An 18,890-nucleotide genomic window follows, 5' to 3' on the forward strand; every position below is an offset into this window, starting at 1 on the left:
TTTAGTACTTAAGATCTGCGGACCAATTATATAAATGATAGCACTCAATAAACCATTACAGCCTAACTTAGCAAGGCTTACAGAATACCTGTCACAAGTTAACGATAGAGGCTGGTATACCAACTTTGGTCCTTTACACGAGAAATTAACGCTACGACTAGAGAGTTACCTAGGTATAAAAAATCTATTGCTTGTGTCTAACGGAACATTAGCAATTCAGGTGGCCTGCAAAGCACTTGGTGTTAACTCAGCTATTACTACGCCATTTAGCTTTGTAGCAACTACTAGCTCTTTATTATGGCAAGGAATAGAAACAGTGTTTAGTGATATAGATGCAAAAAGTTATAATTTGTGCCCTAAAGCGTTAGATAAAGCCCTAACACAAGATAACCATTACGATGGCATTGTAGCTACTCATGTTTACGGAAACCCTTGTGATGTAGAGTCACTTGCTAAAGTTGCTAAGAAGCATAATAAAAAAATAGTTTATGATGCTGCACATGCGTTTGGGGTTAAAGTTGCTGGTGAATCTGTACTTAACTTTGGTGATGCAAGCACGTTGAGCTTTCATGCTACTAAAGTATTTCATACCGTTGAAGGTGGTGCGATTGTTTTTAAGCATAAGGCTGACTTTGAAACAGCCAAGCAGCTTATTAATTTTGGCATACAAGCGGGTGGTACTTTAGGCGAGCCAGGTATTAATGCCAAGTTGAATGAATACCAATGCGCCGTGGGTTTAACATTATTAGACCAAATGGACGAAGTACTTAAAAACCGAGCTACCCTTTTTGATCTATACCGTAATGAACTCAATAACCTAGTAGTATTACCAAGCTGGCACCCAGAGGCCAGTTTAAATGGTGCATACATGCCAATTTATATTGAATGCCCAATAAAACAAAGCGCAGTATTAGACGGGTTAGCTAAAAATAATATTCAAAGTCGTCGCTATTTTACTCCTTCGCTTGATACCGCCTACCCACAATTAAAAAGTTATGGTTGTAATAATAGCCAGCAGTTGGCAGGCGGAGTTATTTGCTTGCCGCTACATAATTTTATGACCAAAAGTGACGTTATTACAATAACCTCAATAATAAAGGACTTGTTATGAATTTTGCTGTAATGCAGCCGTACCTATTTCCTTATTTAGGTTATTACCAACTTGTTAATGCTGTAGACGCTTTTATTTTTTATGATGATGTTACTTACATTAAAAATGGTTATATTAATCGCAATAATATTTTAGTTAATGGCCAAGCTCAACGCTTCACCGTGCCAGTGCCTGGAGCATCTTCAAATATATTAATTAAAGAACTAAACTTTGACGCTAATGTAAAAAAAACTTTAAAAACAATCAGTCAAAGCTATGCAAAATCCCCCTATTTTAATGACGTTTATCCGATTATAGAAAAAATACTAACGAGTACCGAACGCCAAGTACATACGCTATGTGCAAATAGCATCATCTCTGTATTTAGCTATTTAGGCATAAATAAGCAATTTAAGTTTTCAAGTGAGCTTGAGTATAACCGTGATTTACCAGCTGCTGATAAGCTAATCGCAATGGCAGGTTTACTTAATGGTAAACACTACATTAATAGCCCCGGCGGTAAAGATTTATATAGCAAAGAGTACTTTTCTAATAAAGGTGTAAATTTATCTTTTATCGAAATGCAAAGTGTTATTTACGAGCAAGGTAAATCAGAGTTTGTGCCTTACTTGTCGATGATTGATGTATTGATGTGGAATAGTAAAGAACAAGTTAAAAAGTTGTTGACTAAGTCTAGGTTGGTATAAATGACAGCAATTGGCGGCTATAACCAAATTTCACTTCCTGACTTAAAAACGCAATTGCACCCATGTGCTTATAGGTTTCAATCAGCCAGAGCTGCTCTATATGCCTATATCAAAGCCGAAAATATTAGAGTGCTTTATGTTCCTAATTATATGTGTGATAGTTTATTTCCTGCTTTAGAAGCATTAAGGGTTGAAGTTAAGTTTTACTCAATTAATGAGAGACTTTTACCTCAAAATACTTTTCGTAAAAATTTACCAAGAAATAGCAAAGTATTATTAGTAAATTATTTTGGTTTACTAACTGAACAAATAAAGCTCTTAGTAAAAGAGCAGCCTGACCTATTTGTTGTTGATAATTCACAAGCATTATTTAGTGACCATATAGAAGGTACAACAAGTATCTATTCCCCAAGGAAGTTCTTAGGTATTCCTGATGGTGGCTTACTCAAAACTAACAGTGAAATAACAGTACCGGAGGCTTATTTCGATTCTAGTCCATATATAGGTCATTTATTACTAAGGGCCGCAGGTAATGTAAGAGAAGGGTATATTAATTTCCAGAATGCTGAATATGCCTTAGATGATTTCATACCTAAAAAAATGTCTGCGATATCCTCGTATTTAATTAAGAGTACTGACTTAAATAATATTGTTGATAAAAGAAGAAAAAATTATAGTTTTTTGCAAAGTCAGTTTAGTGAAATTAATAAATTAGATTTTCCTTTTTATGAGCAAACCCCTTTGTGTTATCCGCTTCAAGTTATATTTCCTGTACGAGCTGTCTGCAGTGAACTAGCTAAACATTCAATTTTTTTGCCTAGGTACTGGCAAAGTAAACACAATGGTGTAGTAGGTAAAGAAATGTTTGAAAAAACTTTATTTATGCCTATTGATGAAAGATTGAGTGAGCAAGATCTTGAATTACTTGTAAAAACTGTAACAGAAGCTTTGGATTTGTAATGAACGAAGTAGACTTGATAAACGAATTTAATGAATTAGTAAAAGGCAATAACAAAACTGCACTTGATATTAGCTACCCTACAACTTATATAGTTGGCTGCCCCCGGAGTGGTACTACAGCATTACTTCAATTTCTTGCTGAAACAGGGGGGTTCTCATATCCTACGAATTGCTTAACTAGATTTTCATCTTCTATGGAGTATGCAACCATTATACAAGAGCTAATGTTTAATGCTGAATTCGGATTGGTTGATAGCACTAGAAATATAGATTTTTCCTCTGATTACGGAAGGAGTAATGGTAGTCTAAATACCAATGAATTTTTTCATTTCTATAGAAGATTTTTTCCTAATAATGAAATTAGAGCTCTTGAAAGTACTGAGCTTGGGTTGGTTGATTGTATTCAACTGCAACAGCAGTTAAGCGTGATAGAAAAGTTTTATAAAAAGCCATTCGTTAGTAAGGGGTTGATGTTGCAATACAATCTTGATTTTTTTTATAGGCAATTGAGAAAACCAATTTTTCTCTATATAAAAAGGAATCCTATATATGTAATGCAGTCTATCTATACGGCTAGAGTTAAAGAGAGCGGTTCTGCTAAAAACTGGTGGTCAGCTAAGCCGAAAGAGTATAGTTTTTTAAAGAATTCAGATATATACAGTCAAATAGCCGGGCAAGTTTTTTATACTAACAAAGCTATAGAAAATGCACTTTTTTCTATACCTGAAGAAGCAAAGTTAGAGGTTCTTTATGAAGACTTTGTTAGCTCACCGCAACAGGTATTGGAGAGGATTGTAGAAAAGTATGCAGTAAATAACTATGCGTTAAATCACAATACAGCATCTGAAGTTGTTGAGAATGTAAAAGATGGTAATAAGATAAAGCTAGAATCGAGTATATTAGATAAGTTACAAGAAGCCTATAATAGGCTTGCTAATAAATGACCCAAACATAAGCAGTGCTAAGCTTTTCTTTAGGTATTCAATTTAAGCGATGACGTGTTTTTTTAACTGACGAAATCATTTTTAACTTTTTTCAAGTTAGGTGAAACTTCAGCCCCCCAAGTTTTTTTTGAGAAATAAATGAAGTCTACAGCAAATGGCTTAAAATGGAGTGCTATAGAGCGCTTAACCACTCAAATAATACAGCTAATAGTTATATACTTTAACAAGGTTAAATTAATGATGTACCCAAAAATAAAAAATAAACTAAAAGCAGCTGTTCATGCTTTTAAGAATAAGCAGTCTGCAAAAGGCAAAACAAAAATATTTTGTATTGGTCGTAACAAAACGGGTACAACTTCGTTGAAAAAAGCGTTTGAAGATTTAGGTCACCCTGTAGGAAATCAAAGAAAGGCTGAGTTACTAACCGCTGAACACTATTTTGAGAATGAATTCCAAGAAATTTTAAATTATTGTACGAGTGCTCAAGTATTTCAAGACATACCATTTAGCTACCCCGAAACATATAAGCACTTAGATAAAGCTTACCCCAATAGCAAGTTTATATTAACTATTCGAGATAACGAAGAGCAATGGTATAAATCAATAACCCGTTATCACGGTAAAATGTTTGGTAAAAATGGGGATATACCAACATATAGTGATTTGCAAAAAGCAACGTATATAAAAGATGGTTATATGGCTAATGTAACTAAAGTGCATGGTACCCCTGAAAATGATCCTTATAATAAAGAAATTATGATTTCGCATTATTTAAATTATAACCAAGAAATTATTGAGTACTTTAAAAATCGCCCTGATGATTTACTTATAATTAATATTGCAGATAAAGGCGCTTATTCTAAATTTACCGAGTTTTTAGGTATTAAATCAAACCAAAAGGATTTTCCTTGGGAAAATAAAACTTAATGACGGGCATTGCAAAAAAAGCAGTTAGTGGCTTGCTTTGGAATTTAGCTGAAAAGTTTGCCACCAAAGGTGTAACAGTTATTACCACGCTATTGTTAGCGTGGTTTTTAACGCCAAATGATTATGCGTTAATTGCCATGCTTACGGTGTTTATTGCTCTTTCTACGGCGTTAGTTGATGCGGGTATTGGTCAAGCCCTAATAAGAATGCCCGATGTTAAAGACGAAGACTTAAATACCGCCTTTTTTATAAATATAGCGCTCAGTGGGCTCATATACTTGCTTTGTTATATAGCGGCGCCATATATAGCTACTTTTTACAACGAGCCACTGCTTACTTCCTTGGTACGAATAGTCACGCTTAGTTTATTTTTTCAAAGCGTAATAGTAGTGCCTAAAAGCTTACTGGTTAAAAAATTAAACTTTAAAGCGCAGCTTAAAATAGTGCTACCTGCAGCTTTTATTTCATCAGGGGCGGCTATATTACTCGCCTATTTAAAGTTTGGGGTATGGGCACTTATACTTCAAATGTTAATAATGCATGCTGTGCAGGCCCTGTGTTATTGGGTTATAAGTGTATGGCGGCCTAAATTTCAGTTAAGTTATAGCTCGGTAAAAAAGTTAGCTGGTTTTTCTAGTTTTGTAGTGCTCGACTCTTTATTTGCAATACCCTTTGCTAATATGTACTTAATTGTATTACCCAAGTTTTTTGCAGCAAGTTTATTAGGCTACTATTACTTTGCACAAAAAATAAAAGGCATTTTGCTCGATTTATTTATAGGCGCTATTCAAACTGTTACCTATCCAGCACTTTCGCAAATACAGCAAGATAATACCCGTTTAAAAACTGGTTACCGTAAAATAGTACGTATAACGACATTTTTAGTGTTTCCGCTCCTGTTATTTACAGCGGCAATAGCTAACTTAATTTTTGATATTTTATTGCCTGAGAAGTGGCAAGGTGCAGTGCTTTATTTACAGTTAATGCTTATTGCCTCTGTGCTATACCCCCTACATTCAATTAACTTAAACATATTAAAAGTAAAAGGTAGGGCAGACTTATTTTTTTATGTTGGGTTATTTAAAAAAGCAGTAGGTATTATAGTGTTTGTATTTACCATTCAATACGACATTGTAACCGTTTTAATAGGCCAAATAATTGTAAGTAAAATAAATTACTTACCAAATGCATATTACTCAAATAAATTAATAGGCTACACACTAAAAGAGCAACTAGCAGATTTTATACCTGCGCTTATTATCACAAGTTTAATAGCTGCCGTGCTTTACAGTATGCAAGGTAAGTTGGCTCTAACACCTATTTTGGAGTTGGCAGTCTTTATGGTATTAACTCCTCTAGTGTACCTAATGGCTGGTTATGTTACTAAGCTTAAGGCATTTACAGAAACAATAAACTTAGTAATGCGCAAATAGTGTTAAAGGATTTATATGGAAAACGAAAAATTTGATCTCGATGCTTTCAGGGCACAGCCATTACCAACAGAATCTGAGATAATAGCAAACTGGCAAGGTGATATTGAAAAGCCAATAGTAAGTGTATTGTGTAACACGTTTAATCAAGCTACGTATATTGAAGATGCTTTTCGAGGTTTTTTAATTCAAAAAACCGACTTTGTGTTTGAGGTGATAGTGCATGATGATGCATCTACAGATAGAACCTCTGATATTGTTAGAGAGTACGCTAAACGCTACCCACAAATATTCAAGCCAGTTATTCAAACAGAAAACCAATATTCTCAAGGTAAGAAACCAACTTTATTGAGTTCAGCGCATGCTAAAGGTGAGTATTTTGCATTGTGTGAAGGTGATGATTTCTGGCTGGATGAAAGTAAATTGCAAAAGCAATTTGAGTGCTTGAAAGATAATCCTAAAGTTGGGTTATGCTTTCACAGTGCTATAACTATCAATTGTAAAACTAATGAACAGCTCTTAAGTGGGGAGTATGGGGAAAAAGATTTATTGATTAATTTGAAAGATATTATTGCTAAATCTCACGGCCAAATTATGACAGCAAGCACTTTTTGCAAAAAAGAGGTGATTTTAAAGTTTTCGGAATTCGTAGAGAGTCGTCCATGGTTGACAGTTGGTGATATTTACATTCATTTTTTTGGAGCGCAAAATAGCGGTGCTTTTTACTTACATGAAACAATGAGTGTATATAGAATTTTTGCTGTTGGCTCATGGACTTCTACGTCTAATGAGCTAAAACAATTACGGCATGTTAGGGCAAGAGTTCGCTCTTATAATGAGCTAAACATAATAACTGATGGTAGGTATAAGAAATACTTCCATTCAGAAAATCGAAAATGGATTAAAATTTTTATATTAAATAGGACATTTTCTAACGTTAATAAGACCTTATTACTCAAAGAAAACACTCAATATTTCAATGATTTTGAATGCTCTCTCTTGCATTATATATCTAAATTTAAATTTATATTTTTTGCTTATAAAATAATGCTTAAATGCCTGAGATACTTGAAAAATCTAAAATTTAATAGGGCAGTTTAAATTTAGAGACATAATTGTGCTGGGTCAGGTCTCTAATTCTTGAATAATGATATGTTCTTAGTGACAAATATCTAGTGAAGACTAATACGAGTAAGCTATTGCGTTTAGAATTTAAAGGTGCACTTTACAATATTACTTCTTTTTGAAATGAACGGAAATACATCTACCTTTGAAGAAGTGATTTTGAACTTTTACTTGATATATTAGCATTTGTGAATAATATAACTAGGTGACTCATGTCTACTACTTAATAATTAACCGTTATCATCTATTAGTGGAAATATCCGAACAAATTTAAGTAAATGAATGCGGCTCATTACTTTAAAAAAATAATAGTGTTTCCACCCAATTAATAGAAAATAATCACAGCGTTGAACATTTATCTTAAGGTCGCTATCTAAAGAGAAGATAATATAATCTAGTATATAAAAACGAGTATTTACTTGGAGCTTATCATTATATTGTATTAACCCCCTTTAATGCTTCTTTGGTTGATAAGCTTAATATCTCGCTCCATTGCATAATAAACTCCAAAACCATCTAATTGGTTGGTAATAGATGTATCACTAAGGTTTTGCTAAGTAGTGTAGTAATAACGCTGTATATTCGCGTTGTTGGAGAAAGCGGCAATAAAAATATGGAATGGCTCACAACACCATAAATCTTAGGTGAAGATGCTTTTGTAGAAAAGCACTAAATAAATGCAATACGTTACAATAAAAGATAGGAGATATTAGTGAAAAACACAGTAGACGTTTCAGTTGTAATACCTTGTTATAATGATTCGATATCACTTAAAAGGTGTATTGAAAGCATTGTACTGCAATCCTGTCTGCCCAAAGAAGTGATTATTATTGATGATTTTTCTGACGATTACTATCAAAGTCAGTTAGTTATAGATGAGATGCGTGAAAAAAACAAATCATTATTTGACATTAAATTGTTCAGAAATGAAAGAAATATGAATGGCGCATATAGTCGCAATAAGGGGATTGATATAGCTCGTGGTCAATACGTAGCTTTACTTGATGCAGATGATTATTGGTTAGAAAGGCACTTGGAGCTTTCATTTAATAGTATAATCTCTGAAGGTGCAGACTTCATTTATTCCAATGTTGTTTTAGATAGGGGAGAACAAATTGTAATTAGAGAAGTAGATAATCATGAGTTATTGAGTAATCGTTATGATACAATTTTGTTATCACCGCCCCAAACAAATTCTTTTTTTTTCAAAAGAGAGGTTTTTCCTGATATTTCTTTTGATATCCAGTTAAAAAGGCACCAAGACTATCAATTCTACTTTGATATCTTAAGAAGCTCTTATGTTGCAAAGTATGTAAATTTTTCGACAGCAGTATATACAGTGTCTCATCGGGATATAAGTACCAGAGTTGACTATAAGTCTATTTTTGACTTTTGGGAACGACACCAAGAATATTTTTCAAAAAAAATATTACAATGGAAATTATCTACGATTCATTTTGATTCTGTTAAACTAAATAAATCAAATGGAATTGATTATTCTAAGTATAGTTCATTGTGTTTTTTAAATTTAAATGAAAAAAATTGTCAGAGTGAAGTGTATGCTTATTTTCTGTTATTTAAGTGCAATCCTATTTCCTTTTTTAATTTGTGCATAAGAAAAGCAAAGCGAATTATTACGAGGGGTTGATGTATTGTAAATAAATCATTTCTTATAAAACAGTAAACCAACGTTTATAAGTTTTCGAGTATGATTTTAAACATAAGTAGATGGAAATGACTTAAAGGTCAGATGTGAACTTGTTTTTTAATTAATGAAAATAAAGTTCAATATGCCTTCAATAGTGCTAACAAAGTCGTTTTGGCAAGTCGTCTAGCTTTAAAGCAAGCTAAACCAATTATAGAGTAAAGATGAAAATAACAATAGTATTAGGCACCATGATACATGGCGGAGCTCATAGAGTAGCTTGTATGCAAGCCAATGAGCTTGCTGAAAGAGGGTATGATGTAGCTCTTTTACTTGTTGTAGGCGCTCTACAGTTTCCTTATGAGCTATCTAGTAAAGTGAAAGTTGAGCATGCATTACCTGCAGAAAATTTAGAGTTTTCTAATATCAGAAGTAAAATAAAACGAAAACTATTAGCACCTTTCTATCTTGTAAGTAAATTAAAAAAAATAAAGCCAGATTTAGTTATTTCTCATATCCAATCTACCAATCGGGAGGCTATTTTAAGTTGTTGGTTTTTAAATATTCCTATCATAGCGTGTGAACATACAAGTTTTAATATGCCTTATGGAGTTAAAGGCAAGTTTGCATATATCGATAGGCGCTTTATATATAAATTGGCGAATGAAATAACTGTGTTAACGACTTCAGATATCGATAACTTTTATGGCAAGTATTTAAAAAATGTTTCCGTCATGAAAAACCCCGGGGCTTTTGAATCCGAGCTATTAGTTACTCAAGAGCAAAGGCGTAAAGTTGTTTTGGGCGTAGGTGATTTAAACCGTATTCACGTGAAAGGCTGGGATAATTTAATTGAAATATTTTCACAGGTTTCCACTCAACACCCTGGGTGGATACTGCAGTTTGCTGGTTCTGGTGAACTGGGTAAGAACAAGCTACTCGAATTAGCGCGCAATAAAGGTGTTGAAAATAGCGTCCAATTCCTTGGGGCTGTCAGTGATGTAAAAAAATTATTACAGAACTCTAGCATTTTTATTCTCACATCCCGAAATGAAGGTTTACCAATGGCATTAATCGAAGCCATGTCTCAAGGGTGTGCTTGTATTGCTTTTGACTGTAAAACCGGTCCATCTGATATAATAACAAATAACGTTGATGGCCTATTAGTCGACGATCAAAATTTAGAGAAAATGAGTGAAAAGCTAAATTGTTTGTTATCAGACGAGAAAAAAAGAACAGCTCTTTCAGAGAAGGCAGTTATTAGTTCTCGGCAATTTTCTAAAAATAAAATATTCGAGGAATGGGACTCTTTAATTAATAAAGTATTAAATGAGAAAAATAATGAACGTAAAAATCAACTTTAATGATCTATCTATCATCAGAGGGTTAGCTGCTTTATATGTAGGATTTAATGTTGCTAGAAATGATATGGATGATTATTACCTATGGTTTTTTAACATTCCGTTTTTCATCATGTTTTCCATGGTTATGTGGTATTTTGTTGAAAGAAACTGCGATGTTTATTTACATAAAAATAGAGTTTCTTTTAGGGCTAGCCCCTTGAATAAAATATAACGGGAGTAAGTTAATGACTATATATTACTTCACAATTATTTTATCCATAAGTTTAGGTTACATCTATGACCGAGTTGGACGAGAGAATAATGATAAGGCTAAGATTATAGCGTTTATTGTATTTGTTTTTTCGCTTACCTATGGATTTCGGTTTGAAGTTGGAGTTGACTGGTTTAACTATATAAAAGTGTACGAACGACAAGTAGCTGATATATGGTCTTTGAATACACTTGAAGTTGGTTACAAAGCTCTGAATGTTATCGCTTATTATATTGATGTAGGTATTGTTACAGTAATATTTTTATCAACAGTGATTTTTATTACTTTTACTCTGTTAGGGGCTAAAAAAGTAGATATAAATCCTTTCTATTTTTTTGCTATCGTTGCACCTTATCATTTGGTTATGTCAGGCCTTAATTATACTCGGCAAGGAGTAGCGTTAAGTGTATTTATTTATGCAATTGCTTGTTTAATAAATAACAAAAAAAATCAATTTTTAGTCTTTATTATTTTAGCAGGATCTTTTCATACATCAGCTTTGTGCTTTGCTCCTCTATATTTTATAGAGCATAAAAAGCGCTATGCCGTTCTCCTGTTTGCTTTAATTATTCCGCCTATTGTTTACTCTATGCTAACTGAGTATAGCCAATACATTGACTCTACAATGGAGAGTTCTGGTGTTTATTTAAGAGCTGTATTTTTACTCGTTCCAACCGCACTGTTATTACTTCATATAAACACAGTTAAAACATTTTCATTAATTGAGCAAAGGCTTGTGCTTATTGTTATATTCTCGTTTCCGCTTGTTATGTTGTTTTCGGTGTTGTCGTCAACAATTGCTGACCGGTTTGCATATTACTTTATATTACTAAGTACACTTTGCTGGATGTTAGTTAGTAAACGCAATACTAATGTTAATGCTCGGTTTTTAAAACCCTATGGTAATTTTATTTTGTTTATAACAACCGTGCTCGCATTTATTGTGTGGACTTTATTTACAAAGTACATAAAACAATATGAGTTTGACTCTTATTTTAACTATTGGTTAAGTTGAATTAATAATGAAAAAAATAGTGCATATAATAAATGCAATGGAAATTGGCGGTGTTGAAGTTGGCGTCTTAAGCTTGCTCAAAAGTGATAACAATTATCATGTGATTACCGTAAAAGGTGCCGATAAAAATTTTATTTCTAGTCTAAGTGAGTCTGAGAAAATCAGGCTGCATGTTTGTAATGGTTTTTTGCATGCGATAAAGAAAACATACTCACTCCAGCCTGATATTATTTGTAGTTCTTTATGGAGAGGGCACATAGTTAACTTGTGTACTATGTTTAATTTAAAAAAAGTACAACGCGTTGCATTTATACATAGCACAAATTACGCGCATAGAGTTGACTTTTTTATAAATAAACTTATTGAGTGTACGGTAGATAAAATATTTTGCGATTCTAAAAAAACCCTAGAGGTCGTACAACAACGATCCAAGACTCCCTCAGTTGTTGTTCCTATGAATGTAACGTTCAATAAGCAGATGCTGAAACAAAATAATCGTGATTTGTCTTTTGTGTACATAGGCCGTTTTTCTCATTCACAAAAAAATTTGAGAGATGCATTAAAATTTATAAAGCTATTAAAAAGCAAAACGACAGATTCAGTTAAATTTACGCTATTTGGGCGAGATGATGGGGACTTGTCTGATATTTTAAAGTATGCGAAAGAATTGCAATTAGAGAGTGTTGTGCAATATTGCGGGGAGTTAAACCCTGTTGAAGTTGAAAATAAAATGTCTCAGTTCTCATTTTTTCTCCAAACAAGTCTATATGAAGGTATGTGCATTACTTGCTTTCAAGCAATAAAATCTGGCTTAATTCCTGTTATTAACCCCGTAGGCGAGATGGTTCAGTATACCAAAGCCGGTATGAATAGTTTTTATATTAAATTGGATGAGCTTGAGATTTCAGTTGATGATTTTTATCAGGAATATATTAATTCAGGTTTTGAGCGCTATAGCCGCGGGACATTAAATAATGAAAAAGATTACCCTGTATTCAGTGAAAGTTTTTTTAATAATATATATTAAATAGTAGGCTAAAATATGTTTAGTGCAGTTATAAGTAATTTGGTATGAAAAATAAACTTAAATATTTAATGCGGGATTCTATCCGTTTTGTACTTAGACCAATAGGTTACACTTACCTACGTTTTTTTAAAACGCATAAATATATTCCCAATCTCAAACACCCAAATACATTTAGTGAGAAATTGATAGTTAGAAAGTTTACTGTGAAACCTAGTAAGCTTTCAAAATTTGTAGATAAATTTACTGTTAGAGAGCATGTTAAACATACAATAGGTGAACAATACTTAATCCCCTTAATCAAAAATGTGACTTATTTAAAAGTCAGTGATTTTGATGACTTACCTAATAGCTTTGTTATGAAAACCAGCAATGGTGGAGGTGGAGAAAACGTACTTATTGTTGAAAACAAAGCGGATCTCGACCTAGAAAAAACATGTAAAAAATTTAATGCTTTTTTAAAAATTAAAGTAGGTAAGATTGTTGATGAACACTTTTATGATATAGAGCTACCAAGAGTTATATTTGAGGAGCTGATAAAACATAAAGATGGCAGTTACCCTTCTGACTTTAAGTTGCATATATTTCAAGGAAAAGCTGAGCGTGATGAAAAAGTTATAGTTCAGGTTGATGCTGATCGATTTGAAAATCACAAACGATCCCTTTATAGCGAAGATTTAAAACTGTTGAATTATAATATCCAGCCAAAATACGACACCCTTGGAAGTAATTATCAGTTTCCCGATAATATGGAAACCTTAATAAAGCTGGCAAAGCAACTTGCGAGGCCTTTTAGGTATGTAAGGGTTGATATGTACAATGTTGATGGTGTTATTTATTTTGGAGAGCTTACATTTTGCCATGGTAGTGGATGGGAACCTATGAGCTCTAAGTGCGTAGATAAATTATGGGGTCAGTACTGGGATGAGTTTCAACTATAATAATGCCCTGGAGGCCCTTTGAAAAGTATTGCAATAACAGCAAATACCAGCTGGTATTTATACAACTTTAGAAAAAACACAATTTTAGCGTTGTTAGAGCAAGGTTACAGCGTTATTGCTATTGCCCCTTTTGATGTCTACTCGCAAAAGTTAACTGATTTAGGGGCTACATACCTGCCAATAAAAATTGATAGTGGCGGCACTAACCCCGTAAGCGATATTGCTACTTTTTATGCTTTTTATAAACTATATAAGCATCATAAGCCTTGTGTTACTTTAAACTTTACACCTAAAAACAATATTTATAGCACTCTTGCAGCTAAGTGTGCTGGGGTTAAAGCACTTAATAACATTGCTGGTTTAGGTACATTGTTTATTAATGAAAGCGTAGCGTCTAAAATTGCGAGGGTTTTGTATAAATATAGCCAAAGTAAAGCTGATTTTATTTTTTTTCAAAATGAAGACGACAGAGCTTTGTTTAAACAGCACCAAATAGCATGCCATGTGGAAAGTGACCGATTACCGGGTTCGGGAGCCGATTTATCGCGTTTTGTTGTATCGCTAGCGCCTGATGATGGCGTTACTCGCTTTTTACTGATAGCCCGTATGCTTTTTGATAAAGGCATAGGGCAATATATTGAGGCTGCGCGCGTTTTAAAAAAGCAATATGGCGATGCTGTTGAGTTTAGATTGCTGGGCTTTTTAGATGTTGATAACCCTTCTGCGGTGTCTAAAGCGCAAATGAATGCGTGGGTAGCTGAAGGGGTAGTTAATTATCTTGGCACTAGCGATAACGTTGAGGCTGAAATAGCACAAGTTGATTGTATGGTATTGCCCTCGTATTACCGAGAGGGGGTTCCTAAGTCGTTACTAGAGGCTGGTGCTATGGGCAAGCCTATAGTAACAACAGATAATGTAGGTTGCAGGGAAACTGTTGATGATGGGTTTAATGGTTTTATTTGCGAACCTCGAAGTGCCGAAAGTTTAACTGACGTCTTAAATAAAATAATTATTATGCCTCACTCTGAGCGCCTTAAATTTGGTGTTAACAGTCGCCACAAAATTGAAACCGAATTTGACGAAAAAATTGTTATAAATAAATACCTTGTGGCTGTTAAACAGCTTTTAAACGAGGCCTAAGATTATTTGGTTATACATTTTTTAGTGTGTAAATAGTCAATACAATAAAATACTTAACGGAATGGCGTAAGTACTATCTGCTCAGGATGAAACATGTTTATAGATTTACTTCTTACCTTTTTTATTGCGTTTGCAATATTGTTTTTGATGCGAAAAGTTGCACGTAAAGTAGGATTGGTCGACAAGCCTTCAGGCAGAAAAGTACATACAGGTAATATCCCCCTAGTAGGTGGTGTTGCCATTTGTATAACGATAGTGAATTATATTTATACCCATCCAGGTATGATTAATCACGCTAATCTATTTATGCTAAGCATATGTGGTTTAACAGCTGTTGGTGCGTTAGATGATAGGTTTGATTTAAGTGTGAAAGTACGCATGCTAGTGCAAGCACTTATTTCGTTTGCAATGATTTACTACGCAGATGCAAATTTACATACGTTGGGCGATATGTTTGGCTTTGGTGGTACTGACCTTGGTTATTTTGGCACGGTTATCACTATATTGGCTGTAATTGGCTGTATTAATGCATTTAATATGGTTGATGGGATTGATGGCTTATTAGGTGGCCTTTCTATCGTTACGTTTGCTAGTTTGGGTATATTACTTGGTTTGTCCGGAGAGCAAAGTTTAAGTTATTTGTGTTTGCTATTAGTTGTTTGTATGGTGCCTTACATTATTATGAACTTAGGCCTTATAGGTCGTGAGCGTAAAGTATTCATGGGAGATGCCGGTAGTATGATGATTGGATTTACTGTTATTTGGTTGCTAATAGGCGCTAGCCAAACATCAGATAATGCGATGATTCGGCCTGTAACGGCATTATGGTTAATTGCTGTGCCTTTAATGGATATGACAGCAATAATGATACGCCGTGTTAAACAAGGTAAGTCACCTTTTAAACCTGATCGCGATCATTTACACCATATTTGTCAGCGTTTAGGGTGCTCTCCTACACAAACACTTATTCTAATATGTTTAATTGCAGCCATACTTGCTGGTGTGGGTATTATAGGCGAGATATTTTTAATCCCTGAATTTTTAATGTTTTATGGTTTTATAATTTTATTTACTGTGTACTTATTAATACTTATTAATTATTGCGCAGTTATAAACTTTTTTAGACGTAAGCTCGACCTGCCAGAAAAAAAATATTCCACCAGTAAGTAGGCCTATGCCACTCCAGGAGTGTAAAACCCAAAGAAACTAATTTAGAGTAACTAGTAATATTGCATTAATTTTTTTGTAAAAATACAGCTTAATTAATATTTCACCAAGAGATTGCGAGAACACTATTAGGCAACAGTAATGTTAGTGGAGCCCCTATAAGTTGCGTGCAGAACGGTATTAGCCTTTAACCATAAGCTATGCATTAGCTACAATGGATTTTGATAATTTAGGAATAAATAAACACTATGAATGAAGAAAAGTTAACTCACCTAAAAGCGCTCGAAGCTGAGTCAATTCATATAATGCGTGAAGTGGCCGCAGAATTTGATAATCCAGTAATGCTTTACTCTGTTGGTAAAGACTCTTCGGTATTACTACATTTAGCACGTAAAGCTTTTTATCCAGGTAAAATACCTTTTCCGTTAATGCACGTAGATACAAACTGGAAATTTAAAGAAATGATTCAGTTTAGAGACCAGATGGCTGAAAAGCATGGTTTCGATTTAATCGTTCATAAAAATCCTGAAGGTTTAGAAATGGGGATTAGCCCATTTGTTCATGGTAGTGCTAAACACACTGACATTATGAAAACTCAAGGGTTAAAGCAAGCCCTTGATATGAATGGTTTTGATGCTGCATTTGGTGGTGCTCGTCGCGATGAAGAAAAATCTCGTGCTAAAGAACGTGTTTATTCATTCCGTGATAAAAACCACCGTTGGGATCCTAAAAACCAACGCCCAGAACTTTGGAATGTTTATAACAGCAAAGTCGATAAAGGTGAAAGCATTCGCGTATTCCCACTTAGCAATTGGACTGAGTTAGATATTTGGCAATATATTTACCTTGAAGGTATTGAAATTCCGTCATTATATTTTGCGCAAGAGCGTCCTGTTGTTGAGCGTGATGGCACATTAATTATGGTTGATGATGAACGAATGGAGCTTGAAAAAGGCGAAGAAGTTCAGCAAAAAATGGTTCGCTTTAGAACATTGGGTTGTTATCCATTAACTGGTGCTGTTGAGTCTGTGGCTCAAACATTACCTGAAATTATCCAAGAAATGCTGCTTTGTACTACGTCAGAGCGCCAAGGCAGAGTAATCGATAACGATTCAGCTGGTTCTATGGAAAAGAAAAAAATGGAAGGGTATTTTTAAAACAAAGCTATAAGTTTAAAGCCGTAAGTTGTAAGTTAAACAAGTGATATATAGATTTTAAATCTTAGATCTGATGACTTTATAAAAAGGATTATTATGAACTTTGAAAAGCTAGAAGTATGGAAATGTTCAGCAAGGTTATCCGCACAAATTTATAAAATAACAGCAGACTTACGTGACTATGGCTTTAGAGATCAACTCACACGTGCAGGATTATCTGTACCGAGCAATATAGCAGAAGGGATGACTAGAGATAGTAATAAAGAAAAGCGCCGCTTTTTAGATATTGCACGTTCATCTCTTTCAGAAGCCCGAACCCAGATTTATATCGGCATAGAAATTGGTTATATAAATAACGATACTGGCCGTGAATGGGTTATAGAATCCAAAGAGTTACACGCTATGATCAATAGCTTAAAAAACTCAATAGCAACAGAATAATGCTTATAGCTTATAGCTTATAGCTTATAGTTTATAGCTTATAGCTTATAGCCCGCAGCTCTTAGCTTACAGCTTACAGCTTATAAAGGAATTAAAATGACTGAACAAACACAACCAAACTTACTTGCAACCGATATTGAAGCTTATTTAAAAGTACATGAAAACAAAGATATGCTGCGTATTTTAACCTGCGGCAGTGTAGATGATGGTAAATCAACGTTAATTGGCCGCTTACTTTACGACAGCAAAATGATCTTTGAAGATCAGATGGCTGCTATCGAAAAAGATTCAAAACGCTTTAACACTACAGATAACGATTTTGACTTAGCGCTTTTAGTTGATGGCCTTCAGTCGGAGCGTGAGCAAGGTATTACAATTGATGTTGCATATCGATACTTTGCAACGGATCAACGTAAATTTATTATTGCCGATACGCCAGGGCATGAGCAATATACTCGTAATATGGCAACGGGCGCTTCAACATGTGATTTAGCAATTATTTTGATTGATGCTCGCCATGGTGTGCAAGTACAAACACGTCGCCATAGCTATATTTGTTCTTTGTTAGGAATTAAAAATGTAGTTATTGCTATTAATAAAATGGATGCAGTTGGTTACGAGCAATCTGTTTATCAAAACATTAAAAAAGATTACCGAGAGTTTGCTGAAAAACTATCTTTTGATGATATACGTTTTGTACCAATTTCGGCACTGCGTGGTGATAACGTAGTAAATGAAAGTGAAGCGATGTCTTGGTATCCTGGCTCTACGCTAATGAAGCTTTTAAACACGGTTTCAGTGACGCATGCTAAAAATGATGAATTTAGACTGCAAGTACAATATGTTAACCGTCCTAATTTAGATTTTCGTGGCTTTAGTGGCACTATAGCTGCTGGCGATATTAGAGTGGGGGATACTGTTGCATCATTACCTTCAGGTAAAGAAAGTAAAGTTAAATCAATAGTTACTTTTGATGGCAACCTTGAAAAAGCTTCTGCGGGTATGGCTATTACGCTAACGCTTGAAGATGAAATTGATGTTAGTCGTGGCGATATGTTAGTGCGCCCTCATCAAAAACCTCATTCATCTGCTAATTTAGAAGCTGATGTGGTTTGGATGACTGAAGAGGCATTACAAGTTGACCGTGAGTATGAAATAAAAGTTGGCAGTAAGTCTGTTTTTGGCCACGTAGAAGCTGTTAACTATAAAGTTGACGTGAATACGCTAGAGCAAAAAGAAGCGTCGCAGCTAAACTTAAATGAGATTGGTAACTGTCAATTTGCTTTAACAGCACCTGTACAATTTGATGCTTATAATATTAATAAACACACAGGAGCGTTTATTATTATTGATCGCTTAACTAACGTAACTGTTGGTGCTGGGATGATACGTAAGCCTCTGGATGCTAAAACGAATAAATCGCAAAGCCAACACTCTGTTTTTGAAGTTGAGTTTAATGCGTTGGTTCGTAAACACTTTCCTCATTGGGATGCAAAAGTAATCCGATAGATTGCTCGTGCTAAGCATTGCGGGCTTTTTTAGCCCGCACTTTTGTTTTATTAA

17 protein-coding genes are annotated in these 18,890 nt (G+C 34.3%); all 17 read left to right on the top strand.

Annotation, left to right across the window (positions count from 1 at the left end; all coding sequences use genetic code 11):
* The first annotated feature begins 34 nt into the window (after positions 1–34).
* The 17 genes from H5122_RS05700 (at position 35) to cysN (ending at position 18,836) form a co-directional block, all read left to right on the top strand.
* Entirely contained in the window at positions 35–1,111 is a 1,077-nt protein-coding gene (locus H5122_RS05700) for a DegT/DnrJ/EryC1/StrS aminotransferase family protein (RefSeq protein ID WP_182682521.1), read from the top strand.
* Positions 1,108–1,797 (top strand): WbqC family protein, encoded by a 690-nt coding sequence (locus H5122_RS05705; protein ID WP_182682522.1) that lies wholly within the window; start codon positions 1,108–1,110, stop codon positions 1,795–1,797. The genes H5122_RS05700 and H5122_RS05705 overlap by 4 nt, the downstream gene beginning before the upstream one ends.
* Positions 1,798–2,757 (top strand): hypothetical protein, encoded by a 960-nt coding sequence (locus H5122_RS05710; protein ID WP_182682523.1) that lies wholly within the window; start codon positions 1,798–1,800, stop codon positions 2,755–2,757. It abuts the gene before it with no gap.
* Complete coding sequence (locus tag H5122_RS05715; protein WP_182682524.1) at positions 2,757–3,701, top strand: sulfotransferase; 945 nt, start codon at positions 2,757–2,759, stop codon at positions 3,699–3,701. The genes H5122_RS05710 and H5122_RS05715 overlap by 1 nt, the downstream gene beginning before the upstream one ends.
* Positions 3,702–3,839: 138 nt before the next feature.
* Positions 3,840–4,628 (top strand): sulfotransferase, encoded by a 789-nt coding sequence (locus H5122_RS05720; protein ID WP_220487734.1) that lies wholly within the window; start codon positions 3,840–3,842, stop codon positions 4,626–4,628.
* Positions 4,628–6,061, top strand: coding sequence for a lipopolysaccharide biosynthesis protein (locus H5122_RS05725; RefSeq protein ID WP_182682525.1), 1,434 nt, complete (start codon positions 4,628–4,630; stop codon positions 6,059–6,061). Before H5122_RS05720 ends, H5122_RS05725 begins: the two co-directional genes overlap by 1 nt.
* 15 nt (positions 6,062–6,076) lie before the next feature.
* Positions 6,077–7,159: a glycosyltransferase gene (locus H5122_RS05730; protein WP_182682526.1), complete on the top strand. Its 1,083-nt coding sequence runs from the start codon at positions 6,077–6,079 to the stop codon at positions 7,157–7,159.
* Positions 7,160–7,895: 736 nt separating this feature from the next.
* A complete protein-coding gene (locus H5122_RS05735; RefSeq protein ID WP_182682527.1) occupies positions 7,896–8,831 on the top strand; it encodes a glycosyltransferase family 2 protein in 936 nt (311 codons plus the stop codon).
* A 221-nt stretch (positions 8,832–9,052) separates the two neighbouring features.
* Positions 9,053–10,192 carry a glycosyltransferase family 4 protein gene (locus tag H5122_RS05740; protein ID WP_182682528.1) on the top strand — a complete coding sequence of 380 codons (1,140 nt, stop codon included), beginning with the start codon at positions 9,053–9,055 and terminating at the stop codon, positions 10,190–10,192.
* Between the two features lie 224 nt (positions 10,193–10,416).
* Positions 10,417–11,457 carry an EpsG family protein gene (locus H5122_RS05745; protein ID WP_182682529.1) on the top strand — a complete coding sequence of 347 codons (1,041 nt, stop codon included), beginning with the start codon at positions 10,417–10,419 and terminating at the stop codon, positions 11,455–11,457.
* Between the two features lie 7 nt (positions 11,458–11,464).
* Positions 11,465–12,484 carry a glycosyltransferase gene (locus tag H5122_RS05750; protein WP_182682530.1) on the top strand — a complete coding sequence of 340 codons (1,020 nt, stop codon included), beginning with the start codon at positions 11,465–11,467 and terminating at the stop codon, positions 12,482–12,484.
* A 44-nt stretch (positions 12,485–12,528) separates the two neighbouring features.
* Positions 12,529–13,422: an ATP-grasp fold amidoligase family protein gene (locus H5122_RS05755; protein WP_182682531.1), complete on the top strand. Its 894-nt coding sequence runs from the start codon at positions 12,529–12,531 to the stop codon at positions 13,420–13,422.
* Positions 13,423–13,440: 18 nt separating this feature from the next.
* Positions 13,441–14,562 carry a glycosyltransferase family 4 protein gene (locus tag H5122_RS05760; protein ID WP_182682532.1) on the top strand — a complete coding sequence of 374 codons (1,122 nt, stop codon included), beginning with the start codon at positions 13,441–13,443 and terminating at the stop codon, positions 14,560–14,562.
* 93 nt (positions 14,563–14,655) lie between these two features.
* Positions 14,656–15,732, top strand: coding sequence for a UDP-N-acetylglucosamine--undecaprenyl-phosphate N-acetylglucosaminephosphotransferase (gene wecA / locus H5122_RS05765; RefSeq protein WP_182682533.1), 1,077 nt, complete (start codon positions 14,656–14,658; stop codon positions 15,730–15,732).
* Positions 15,733–15,977: 245 nt separating this feature from the next.
* Positions 15,978–16,886: a sulfate adenylyltransferase subunit CysD gene (cysD, locus tag H5122_RS05770; protein ID WP_002963147.1), complete on the top strand. Its 909-nt coding sequence runs from the start codon at positions 15,978–15,980 to the stop codon at positions 16,884–16,886.
* A gap of 96 nt (positions 16,887–16,982) precedes the next feature.
* The gene (locus H5122_RS05775) at positions 16,983–17,327 is read left to right on the top strand and encodes a four helix bundle protein (protein ID WP_182682534.1); all 345 of its coding nucleotides are present in this window, start codon (positions 16,983–16,985) and stop codon (positions 17,325–17,327) included.
* 96 nt (positions 17,328–17,423) lie between these two features.
* A complete protein-coding gene (cysN, locus tag H5122_RS05780) occupies positions 17,424–18,836 on the top strand; it encodes a sulfate adenylyltransferase subunit CysN (protein ID WP_182681664.1) in 1,413 nt (470 codons plus the stop codon).
* Positions 18,837–18,890 lie beyond the last annotated feature (54 nt).

Origin of the sequence: Pseudoalteromonas sp. SG43-8, from assembly GCF_014164245.1 — a bacterium.
GTDB classification, from domain to species: domain Bacteria; phylum Pseudomonadota; class Gammaproteobacteria; order Enterobacterales; family Alteromonadaceae; genus Pseudoalteromonas; species Pseudoalteromonas distincta.

Excerpts from the sequence above, each read along its gene's own strand:
- H5122_RS05730 (WP_182682526.1), top strand. The coding sequence starts at position 6,077 with ATGGAAAACGAAAAATTTGATCTCGATGCTTTCAGGGCACAGCCATTA.
- wecA (WP_182682533.1), top strand. The coding sequence starts at position 14,656 with ATGTTTATAGATTTACTTCTTACCTTTTTTATTGCGTTTGCAATATTG.
- H5122_RS05750 (WP_182682530.1), top strand. The coding sequence starts at position 11,465 with ATGAAAAAAATAGTGCATATAATAAATGCAATGGAAATTGGCGGTGTT.
- cysD (WP_002963147.1), top strand. The coding sequence starts at position 15,978 with ATGAATGAAGAAAAGTTAACTCACCTAAAAGCGCTCGAAGCTGAGTCA.
- H5122_RS05725 (WP_182682525.1), top strand. The coding sequence starts at position 4,628 with ATGACGGGCATTGCAAAAAAAGCAGTTAGTGGCTTGCTTTGGAATTTA.
- H5122_RS05740 (WP_182682528.1), top strand. The coding sequence starts at position 9,053 with ATGAAAATAACAATAGTATTAGGCACCATGATACATGGCGGAGCTCAT.
- H5122_RS05710 (WP_182682523.1), top strand. The coding sequence starts at position 1,798 with ATGACAGCAATTGGCGGCTATAACCAAATTTCACTTCCTGACTTAAAA.
- H5122_RS05745 (WP_182682529.1), top strand. The coding sequence starts at position 10,417 with ATGACTATATATTACTTCACAATTATTTTATCCATAAGTTTAGGTTAC.
- H5122_RS05715 (WP_182682524.1), top strand. The coding sequence starts at position 2,757 with ATGAACGAAGTAGACTTGATAAACGAATTTAATGAATTAGTAAAAGGC.
- H5122_RS05775 (WP_182682534.1), top strand. The coding sequence starts at position 16,983 with ATGAACTTTGAAAAGCTAGAAGTATGGAAATGTTCAGCAAGGTTATCC.
- H5122_RS05705 (WP_182682522.1), top strand. The coding sequence starts at position 1,108 with ATGAATTTTGCTGTAATGCAGCCGTACCTATTTCCTTATTTAGGTTAT.
- H5122_RS05700 (WP_182682521.1), top strand. The coding sequence starts at position 35 with ATGATAGCACTCAATAAACCATTACAGCCTAACTTAGCAAGGCTTACA.
- H5122_RS05720 (WP_220487734.1), top strand. The coding sequence starts at position 3,840 with ATGAAGTCTACAGCAAATGGCTTAAAATGGAGTGCTATAGAGCGCTTA.
- H5122_RS05755 (WP_182682531.1), top strand. The coding sequence starts at position 12,529 with ATGAAAAATAAACTTAAATATTTAATGCGGGATTCTATCCGTTTTGTA.
- cysN (WP_182681664.1), top strand. The coding sequence starts at position 17,424 with ATGACTGAACAAACACAACCAAACTTACTTGCAACCGATATTGAAGCT.